The organism is Prevotella sp. MGM2 (genome assembly GCF_002933955.1).
GTDB lineage: Bacteria > Bacteroidota > Bacteroidia > Bacteroidales > Bacteroidaceae > Alloprevotella.
Window position 1 is genome coordinate 1 of sequence record NZ_BEWW01000063.1, and the last position, 3,101, is coordinate 3,101.

Consider the following 3,101-nt stretch of genomic DNA (forward strand, 5'->3'; position numbering starts at 1 on the left):
CGGCTACTCCAAGAAGATCTACGCCCATTTCGATTACATGCAGAAGGGACTGGGCAACGGCAGCTGCGGCCCCGGCACCATCAGTAAATACCTCTGCCCCACCTCCGGCACTTATACTTTCGGCTTGCGCTTCACGCCGCTGGCTTCCCTCACCGACGGCATCATGCCAGCGCCTTCCGCTACGGCAGACATGATTATCCGCCATGACCGCACAACCGAAACCCTCGTTTGTGAAGGCAATCTTAAAGCCGGTACTGAATTTTCCATCTACGATATGGGCGGCGCCCGCCTTGCCTTCTCCCGTATTGACGCACCTGCAGGCAATACGGCTCTCTCCACGCGCAACTGCCCCAAAGGGTCATACATCGTTGTGGTAAAGACAGAGAGGGGCAGCCGCACCCATAAATTTGTCAAATAACCGTACACCACCGTTCCACGGTTTCTGTAATCCTCCACTGAGGCCAACGGAAAAAATCCCTCCAAATTCCCCCTCGCCGCCATGCCGGCAAGGGGGATTTTATTATTTGCTAACATCTGGCAGACTTATCAGCCGCAACAAACCTGAAGACTAGGGAAATAAAAGTCTTTTTTAAAATTCGCCAACTAAAACGGATGCTATAAAGCCGTACCTTTGCCAATGTCAACAACATGTTTAACTAAACATCAAAGCCGTATGATTAAATCATTCCTATTTCCCAAGAAAATCACACCGCAACTCTATTCCTCACTGTTGCTGTGTTTGAGAATCCTCTTCGGCCTGCTGGTAGCCTTCCACGGACTCGAAAAGCTGTTGAACTACGAAACACTGGCCAGCGGCGCTTTCCCCGACCCTATCGGAATAGGCAGCGCCATGTCAGTTTCTTTGGCAGTCTTTGCCGAACTCTTCTGCGGTCTTGCCTTTGCAGCCGGATTCCTCTTCAGGCTCAGCACACTGCCCCTGATAGCCACCATGGCCATAGCCTTCTTCGGCGTACACGGCGGCAACATCATTGAAGGAGAAGCGGCCCTGATCAACCTCGTAGTCTTCATCCTGCTCTACATTACCGGCCCCGGAAGATACGCCGCCGACGCCTACATCGTAAAAAAAATCAGATTCTAAACAGATCCCCATCATGGCCCAAAACCTTCAAGACGCCCTCCGCAATCGGCGGAGCCATTACAGTCTCTCCCCCGCTTCACCGATATCAGACGAAGCCATAAAGGACATCATCGACTTTGCCGTAACACATGTGCCATCGGCCTTCAATTCACAATCAACGCGCATCGTCCTGCTCCTGGGAGAAAACCACCGCAGACTGTGGGACATCACGAAGGACACGCTGCGCCCTCTTGTGCCGGCCAAGGCCTTTCCGGCTACAGAAGCCAAGATAGACGGCAGTTTCCGAAACGGACACGGCACCATCCTGTTTTTCGAAGACCGCGCCATAGTGGAGCAGCTTCAGGCAGCCTATCCGCTCTATGCCGACCGTTTCCCCACATGGGCGCAACACACCTCAGCCATGCACCAACTGGCCATTTGGGCCATGCTGGAGGATGCCGGACTGGGCGTATCGCTACAACACTACAACCCACTCATTGACGAGGCTGTGAATCGCGAATGGCAACTGTCCCCACAGTGGGAGCTCATCGCGCAGATGCCTTTCGGCACATCAACAGCCCAGTCTGGAGAAAAAACATTCACATCACTCGAAGAACGCGTCAAGGTGTTCGGATAATTCCCTGTAGCAGACGGCGTACAGCCAACCTGAAACGACAAAAAGGCCTCACCGGACATTAACCTTTTTAACTTTCCTATACATTTCGAAGTGTTAAAACATAGGTTACAACGCATGAAGTTCAAAAAGTCCGTATCGGATTTTAAACTCCAATACTTGGAATTTAAACAGCAAGTAATGCTTTCAGAGATGAAAATACAACAAAAACAGGCGCAATTATCCCCGTAAACAAGCCAAAAGCGGGCAGTCCATTGGGAACTGCCCGCTTTCGCTATTACAAAGATACAACATTCTCCGCCTGAAAGCAAACTATGTTAAAACACGGAGACAGCCAAAATCCGACAAATGGAACAAATTTCCTCCGCATATAACGGGAATGTCATCATTGGTTTTTATATTAGCTCCACAATAAAACTTTTTGAAGATAATGGACAATCGGATTGAATCTGATTGTCGGGTTCAATCCTAAATATTTACGTTGCTTTAGTATAAGCAATATCCATAGATAGAAACAATCACTTTAACGGACAAAACAATCGGGGAGCGAAAATGACAACAGACACGATAGAGGGTAAAAAGAGAACCATAAAGAATCAGGTTGACAAATCCGTAAAAACCACAAAAAATCAACTTTTAGAATAAGAAGTCGCATCAAAACAGTTGACATCAAAATATTTTCCGAAAATTGGAAACAATCTCCTTATTCTCTTTAAATAAGGACTTTGGGAAGATTACCCGATTTTGAGGAAACGAGTTATCAACCGTTCTTGTTGCTGTGTTCTGCTATGATATATCTCAACCTTTTGTTCAATCAGGGAAATAAACAACGATTTTATTTCCCTGATTGAATTTGTAGTTTCAATATATTTTCCGATAAAATCATATCTGCAACAAACTGCTTGTAATCGTTTGCAATTTGCGATATTGGATAAAAATATGTTTGTAGCCCAGCATTATCATCAATCCCATATCCTAATAAGTCATAACTCTCCTTTTGACATATTCTATCACTTGGCTGTATAAATAGTCCATTCTTCCCCTTTAAACGATACATATATGTTATCATCTGATGAATATCGTCTCGGTTGATTTCTCTTTTATATTTTGCATCTATAATGAAACTGTCTTCTTCTCTGTAAAAATCGGGATAACGTGGAAATCGTTTATGTTTTGCCAAATATATTCGTCCGGTTCTTTCTTTATTATTAGGGTGTTTGAATGCTTGCTTTGTAAGAATAGAGGCAAGATATTCTTCCCATAAATAAGATACATCAAACAAAATTCCATATATTTTATCATCTTTTGCTCCGTACTTAATTTTTTCGTATCTTAACCTGTTGGCGGAATTAATTTATTGCATACTTATTTCTGCCATTGGGCTTGTCG

4 protein-coding genes are annotated in these 3,101 nt (G+C 45.0%); 3 read left to right on the forward strand and 1 reads right to left on the reverse strand.

Annotation, left to right across the window (positions count from 1 at the left end; all coding sequences use genetic code 11):
• The 3 genes from C5S62_RS01485 to C5S62_RS01495 all read left to right on the forward strand — a co-directional run.
• Positions 1-418, forward strand: a 418-nt coding sequence (locus C5S62_RS01485; protein ID WP_133159448.1) for a T9SS type A sorting domain-containing protein, incomplete at its 5' end; no start/stop codon positions are given.
• A gap of 255 nt (positions 419-673) precedes the next feature.
• Positions 674-1,099, forward strand: a complete 426-nt coding sequence (locus C5S62_RS01490) for a DoxX family protein (protein WP_104403761.1) — start codon at positions 674-676, stop codon at positions 1,097-1,099.
• Between the two features lie 13 nt (positions 1,100-1,112).
• Positions 1,113-1,715, forward strand: a complete 603-nt coding sequence (locus C5S62_RS01495; protein WP_104403762.1) for a nitroreductase family protein — start codon at positions 1,113-1,115, stop codon at positions 1,713-1,715.
• A gap of 832 nt (positions 1,716-2,547) precedes the next feature.
• Here C5S62_RS01495 and C5S62_RS01500 read toward each other — a convergent pair.
• Positions 2,548-3,066 (reverse strand): hypothetical protein, encoded by a 519-nt coding sequence (locus C5S62_RS01500; protein WP_104403763.1) that lies wholly within the window; start codon positions 3,064-3,066, stop codon positions 2,548-2,550.
• Positions 3,067-3,101: the final 35 nt, after the last annotated feature.